The organism is Collinsella sp. AM36-4AA (genome assembly GCF_003467795.1).
GTDB lineage: Bacteria > Actinomycetota > Coriobacteriia > Coriobacteriales > Coriobacteriaceae > Collinsella.
On the sequence record NZ_QSHS01000044.1, the window covers coordinates 1 to 7,001 of the forward strand.

Here is a 7,001-nt window from a genome sequence, read left to right on the forward strand (position 1 = left end):
CGTCTCCTCGACGGTCTTCCTCACCAGATCCTCCATGTCGTTGCGCAGCGACTCCTCGTCGACTGATACGATGTTCGCAGACGTGGTCCGTGCCCCTTCGTCGGTGATTTGTTGTTTGGTCGCTAGAAATCATATGACGGGGCGTGGGCCGTGTTCCGCTATACGGTTGTCAATTTGCGAAAGAAATTATGCGTTACCCAGCTTCGTCGTTTGGCTCGGAAGTGTTGTTTTGGTGCGGCTATCATTATTGATGGACATCGGATTGATATCTTAATCGATGTAAAGATTTCTTGGCCGTTAAGCCATATTGCGGGGTCGAAAATTACGATGGAGGACCGAGGCTTATGAGAAACCCTCTTAAAGAGCTTTGCAATGCAAACAGCGCTGTGGAGCATTCGATTGATCGACTTGAATTTGAGGGCAGGTCCGCTGTTTCAAGAGACGTTGTGGGTTACCTACGTCATCTTGTTGAGCATATTGCAATGTATGCAACTTACGGCAATAAGCCCATCGAAGGCGATTATTTTAAATTATGTTCAGCTGTTATTAAAGATATGAACAGAAGCAGCGAGACCCGGTTTATTGCTAAGTTCCATCATTATTTACAGAAGGTCGTTTCGCACTATGTTCCAAGCGAAGATTCTGCAGAGCGCCTTTTGTTGAAGTATTACGAGAATTTGCTGTGCTTAAAACGTTACGCATTCGATAAGCTTGGTCTTACAATTCTTGCCAACTTGAGTAAGATTCCCCTAGACACCGATCCCGGTTTGACTAAATACCATGAAGAGATAGCTCATAAAATCAATGATTTCATGAACGCCAATGCTGTTGAAATTGAGAAGGACCGTTTTTACGTTAGAGCTGCTAAGCCTTTCTTTGTTGGGGATTCTGTCTATTATGAGACGACACTTGTCCCCGCATTCGATTCTTGTAGCAAATTTGATCGTATACTTGTTTATTCATCTTTCAGAATGCCCACTAATTATTCAGTGGTGGTTTCGACTAAGCGCACGAGTATCGACGGTCTTGGCTTTACTCTTCCTGTTACGATTGTTGATGCATATGCGGTTTCAGTACGCCCCTGTGAGTTGAATAATCTTATAAAGATACTTAGAGGCCCTGATGCAGTGTGGCTTACTGGCCAATACACTAGCTATAGATCACTTATGAACCTAATGACCCATACCGGGATGACGCTTTGCGACATTGCTCTACTCCCTGATGACGAGTTTATTTCTGTGATGGGGGAGATAGCATCTTCGGGAAATGCCTGTCCGGTACACACCTTGCTTAGCTCTGCGCATGAGTTTTTGAGTGCTGGCTCAAATGGATCTAATGTTCTAAAGTATCTTTTGTCTAAACCTCGTAACAGGGTTATAGAGGAACAATTGACTGTAAGTCCGAATAGCCGTCTCGGTAACCTTTATTTGAAAAACGGCTGTGCCCCCTTTGATCGGCAGCCGTATTGCACGAGTCTTATTGGGCATGTAGTCGCTGTCGAGGATTTGTATCAATGTATTGATCCAGATCCGTATGAAGATAACTTTCTTGCTCGTAGGGTGACCGCGGAGGCAATCGATTCTAATGCTCTGTATCTTAGGGATACCGAAATTACAACCTTCTCGGATGTTGATGAACTGATTGCTTCATTTAATAGCGCTTTGTATTTTAGACATCATTCAAGGGATCTCGTGCATGAGAACGGGCATCTATTTGTTAAGGGAGTCGAAGACGAACTCACTTGTATTATACGCGGGCTTTTAAAACTGTCTGGTGCCGGGGTCAAAGGCTATACTGCTTTATGTGAATCATGGCTTAAAGATCCAAGCTGCAAGTTGGATGATTCAGAAAAAATAGATGCTCTAAAGTCCATGTTTGCCGAAACGAGCGTCGCGTTCATCTACGGTTCGGCTGGTACCGGAAAAACAACCATGGTCAACATCGTTTGCGCTTTTCTGCAAAATGAAAGCAAACTTGCTATCGCTAATACAAATCCTGCCGTAGATAGTCTTAGAAGAAAAATAAATGATAAGAATTGCGAATTTATGACCGTCGCGAAGTATTTGAATCGTGTGCCAGATTGCGACATCTTAATCGTTGACGAATGCAGCACTGTCTGCAATAGCGATATGAGATCTATTATTGATTCTAATCGGTTTAAACTGCTATTGCTTGTTGGCGATGTGAGACAGATTGAGTCCATTAAGTTTGGAAACTGGTTTTCATTGGCTCGAGACTTCTTGCCTGATAAGTGCATCCATGAATTTGATAAACCATGGCGCACGAAGAATGATGATTTGCTAAAACTATGGCATGCTGTCAGGAATGTGAGTCCTGATATCGCTGAAATTCTTATTTCTTGCGATTTTACGTCGAATCTTGATGACTCTGTAATTAGCAGAATGAATGATGATGAGATTGTCTTATGTCTCAACTATGATGGCCTCTATGGCATTAATAATATGAACAAAATCTTGCAGTCGGGAAATAAGAACGAGGCCGTTGTCTGGAATTATCATACGTATAAAGTCGGCGACCCAATTTTGTTCAATGAGTCTGAGCGGTTTTATCCGTTGTTATATAACAATCTAAAAGGGCGTCTTGTGGGAATGGAAGCAATTTCCAAAGACGAGATGCAATTTACGGTTGCTGTTCCCATTATCGCCTCCGAGCTTTCCGTTCTTCATTACGACGGGTTGGAGTATTTAGATTTTCGTGATGGAGAGACGTATCTGCGCTTTTCAGTTAAGAAAGCCAAGGATCGAGACGGTGAGGATGTTGGCGAGGACTGTATCGTGCCGTTTCAGGTGGCGTATGCGGTGTCTGTCCATAAAGCGCAAGGACTAGAGTACTCATCCGTAAAGCTGATTATTACGAAGGACGTTGAGGAGCGCATTACTCACAGTGTGTTTTATACGGCAATAACGAGGGCGCGAGAAAGACTTCATATTTATTGGTCGCCTGAATCTCAGAATAAGATTCTCTCAAGCTTCGAAATCTCTAAGGAGCATAAAGATGCTTACCTCCTTAGTAATCGGAGGGGCCTTAAGATTCAGCGGAAATAACGGCTGGCCGTCTGTTTGCCATTGCCTGGAGCTAAGATGAAATTTGATACGTACTTGCGCGTTTGAGTGCTATTGATAATTGCGAAACGGTACCGACATATTGCGCTTAGGCGCCTGGGCCAGCAGGGGCTCCGTTGCCGTTATTTGCTAACAGCCGACCTTACGCCGTGATTGGATGCCGGGCTCTGCCATGCCAACACATGCCGCACTGCGCGTGATTCCGTTCGATGAAATCGACAGTTCTGATGCTGCTGATTCCTATTGCGTATCTTCGAGACTAATTATCCGGTCGCAAACCTCCAGCGCTGCAGGCCGATGCGTGACGATGATCACAGTGCGGCCAAGATTGCGCATTCGGTCCAGCATTTCTCTTTCGGTTTTAGGGTCGAGTGCTGAGGTACATTCATCGAGCAGGAGTGCTGGGGAACTGGAATAAACCGCGCGCGCTACGGCGAGACGCTGCATCTGGCTCTCGGACAGTCCGGAGTCCTTTTCCGAGCATGGTTTCTGTGCCATTTAGCAGCTCGTCAACAAAGGTCTCCGTACCAGTTGTCGCTTGTGTCGTCCCAGGTTAGGTCCATCTGGCACCATTTGCCGTCGATCTTTATGGCGTTCCGGGCATGGCTGTTGCTCTTGGGCATTTTGTCTTTAAAACTCCGATTGTCATTTTGGTGGCTTTTCTTCGTCCCTGCAGTGGCGGACAATTTCCTTAAATGCTTTTACGGCATGCGAGTATTTCTCACGGTTTATCCTCACATTAATTAATGGTGATGGCGCTAAGTGGTAAGAGGTGTATATGGACGAAGCGGTTTCAAGGGTTTTAGTCAAGTTGGGGCTCGATGCTAAGCCGTTCAGGCAGGAGAAGGTAATCGAGCTGATTAAGAACCCTCTTTCCGGAGCATGGACGACTGTCTATTCGCATCATGCTGATGCTAACGGAAGGCCTTCAGTTTTCGCCTGTTTTGCCGACCTTACACGAAAGCAGGAGATCCTTGCAGGCGATGATTGGCTGAAGAACGCCTCCAGCTTCTCACCAGGCTTCTGTATATATGGAGATGACGCCACTTATCATAACGGTCGCGACGAAGGCTATGACTTTATTGTTGCCGAGCAGTATTTCTATCCGCTTGACCAAGCGCAAATTCTGGTCAACCAAGAATTTATCATGCTGTTCGAACTCTTCCGCGACGGAGACGGTTGCTATTACGGCATCGATAAGTGTGCCGAGAGAGAAAAAGTTGTCGACATTGCTGGAGACGAGGTGCGCGTCAGGACCAAGTATTTATTTCGCTTCATTGCGGCTAAGCAATGCCTTTTCGTCTACTTTGTGGACGCGCGACTGGCGTCTGCGCCCAGCTTTCCCCTGGGGAGCACTGAGTGTATTGCGGAGCGTGATGAAGTTGGGGAGAACTACCATATCAGGCATTGGTACACGAGCGATACTGATGAAAACTATCTGCTGTCAATGATCTACGCTCGAAGTTTTATCGAACCCGGCCACGTCGAGACTTGCGGCGTATGGCCGTACGATGAGAAAAAAGAACATTACCCCGAGTTCATTATCGACGAACGGCCTGACGGCTCGTTCGTTCGATACACATCCGACCCGGATAAGCTTGGCACCCAATTTGATAAGGAGCCTCACGCAACACATTATTTAACCCCCGTCTTCTTCAAGCCCGCCGTGCTTGATAAGTACAGGAACGACCCTAGCTTCGATGTAAGCGAGCGTCACATTTCATGCGGGAGCCAGTGGAGGTGCGAGATTGACAATGTCGACCCAGACAGAGTCATGGTGTATCTCGGCGATCTGGGGCGCGACCTACCCGAGAGCGAGCGCACCCATTTCCTCTCTTTTGAGATGTCGCCCGTTGACCAGCATATTTCTGATGAGGTGTTCAAGACAGATTTGCTCAATATGTGGGTTAAGGATCCGTCAGGCCCTGTTTCCATGCTTATGCGGGCGCGCATGGAGCTTGATAAGGCATGGAGGAAACGGTTTGGCTTGGCGCTGTTCAGGCCTTTCCACCGTGCAGACGAAGGCATTCTTGAACAAATCCACATTCCATCTGGTAATGGCGAGCCTGAATTTGAGGCCGTGATTATGGCCCTCACGAGAGCTTTTGTCGACTACATCGATGAGAGTTCTCTAAAGGGTTCTGATTCAAAAGGGAGTCTCAATAAGTTGGAGGCCTATCTCGGCACAAATAACATCATGGCTGACATCAAGCCCCTCCGTGACCTTCAGAAGCTCCGATCGGCGGGGGCGGCACACGGCAAGGGTTCAAAATACGATAAGCTTCACGGTGATGTGGTCACCGAAGACCATAGGGAAGATGCGAAAAGAATTATTGCTCGCCTTACAACTATGCTGAACGAGTTGGCTGAAACTTTAAAATCCGTCGACTGTCACGAAGAAAAAATTTAGGGTGTTGGGCTGTCATACGATGAGGAAATGCGGCTGTCGTTGTTGGCGGATCCAGGTGCTTACGCATCAAGACCTTTCGATTGTTTTGCTGCCAACGCTATAGGTCCGCGCCGCTTGATATTTTATGGGTCTATTCGATTGGGAGGTTCTATGGGTGCTAACAAGATGGACGCTGAGGTTATTGATCGTGACCGTATTGAGGTGTTTGTTAGCTCTTCGATGCGCGATGAAGGCGATTTTAGCTGGCAGCAGCTGAGGAACGAGCTTAATTGCGCTTTGCTGAAATCGGATATCTTTAAGCCCTTTGCCATCGAGTTTCATGCGAGCATTGAGCCATCATCCTCTTATTATCTTAATCACTTGGCGCAAAGCGATATAGTAATTGGAATTATACGATCAGAGTTGAGGCCAGGAACTAGCAGAGAGCTTTATCATGCTATCAGGCTCAGAAAGCCACTCTTGCTTGTTAAGCTTGAGTCTGGGACGTCGCCGGAAATCGATTCTCTGCTTCGTTATGCCAGAGAAATGGATGCGTGTACGTATGTAGGGCGGCCGAATGATTCAGGTCTTGTTCCTTATCTGATGGACCAACTTAACAACGTGATGGTCGATTTGTTTCACAATCGACGATTTGAAATTGAAGATGGTGGATCGGCGGTTTTTACTGATATTGCTCCTGTCTCTATTCCTGAAGATGTTCTCGATGCTTTTGGTTCCTCGGTTGCCTTGATTTCAAAAAAATTTAACTACCATGCTGATTGGCTTGAGAGAAAGTCTGACAATCCTTATCTCTTCTTTCTTGGCGAGAAAGCGGTCAATTGGCTTCTATATGGCACCCCTTTTTCGGTCGGTGCATTCAAGGCCGTCATTCTGGAAACTATGAAGGACAGCGGTATTCCCAGAGACACCCTTTCACTAAGGCTTGACGCTCTTGACGCTTCTATTGAAGGCCGCTATTCCAGGTGCTATGAATTACTCCAGCTTGCTTGTGATTCAATAGAATCGAAAGATTGTTGGGCTTATGGTAATTGTTTAATTGACAAGAGGACTGTCGCTGGCATGCTTTCCGAATATGGATTTGGCACTCAGTTGACAATTCAGAAAAAAATCGATGCGCTTTCCGCTCCATCTTACATTCCCCTTGCACTCAAGTTTGAAGAGGAGGTGGGAACCGCTGTCCTAAACGCTTCGAGAGAGGCGATGTCAATTAATCCTTACACGACGATTCGCCATGATGCCAGCCTTGCTTCCGTCCTGTCGAATATATCATGTTTGTTATTTAGTTCATTATTGTGCGGAAGCATTTCGAGCGCCCTCTATGCTCGCGGCCTGCTTGCCAATTCGCTTATCGACTACTCCTCTATCTACAATTGGCCAAAACTTGAGCTTGAGGGAATTAAGCTTCTTGTTCTTCAGGGGGATGCTAAGGGCTTTGAGAAAAGGTTTGCTTACAAGAGCGATCGTTTAAGGTCCTACCTTCCGGGTTGATTTTCAATCTCAACGCAACA

At 46.4% G+C, this 7,001-nt stretch carries 4 protein-coding genes; 3 read left to right on the forward strand and 1 reads right to left on the reverse strand.

Going from position 1 to position 7,001, the window contains the following annotated elements; translation table 11 throughout:
* The first annotated feature begins 344 nt into the window (after window positions 1-344).
* The gene (locus DW850_RS09850; protein ID WP_117786953.1) at window positions 345-3,065 is read left to right on the forward strand and encodes an AAA family ATPase; all 2,721 of its coding nucleotides are present in this window, start codon (window positions 345-347) and stop codon (window positions 3,063-3,065) included.
* Between the two features lie 258 nt (window positions 3,066-3,323).
* Here the strand turns inward: DW850_RS09850 and DW850_RS10460 are convergent, their stop codons facing one another.
* Complete coding sequence (locus DW850_RS10460) at window positions 3,324-3,581, reverse strand: ATP-binding cassette domain-containing protein (RefSeq protein WP_117786954.1); 258 nt, start codon at window positions 3,579-3,581, stop codon at window positions 3,324-3,326.
* Between the two features lie 280 nt (window positions 3,582-3,861).
* Between DW850_RS10460 and DW850_RS09860 the strand changes: the two genes are divergently transcribed.
* Both DW850_RS09860 and DW850_RS09865 read left to right on the forward strand, forming a co-directional pair.
* Entirely contained in the window at window positions 3,862-5,493 is a 1,632-nt protein-coding gene (locus DW850_RS09860; RefSeq protein ID WP_117786955.1) for a hypothetical protein, read from the forward strand.
* Between the two features lie 150 nt (window positions 5,494-5,643).
* Window positions 5,644-6,981, forward strand: coding sequence for a hypothetical protein (locus tag DW850_RS09865; protein WP_117786956.1), 1,338 nt, complete (start codon window positions 5,644-5,646; stop codon window positions 6,979-6,981).
* Window positions 6,982-7,001: the final 20 nt, after the last annotated feature.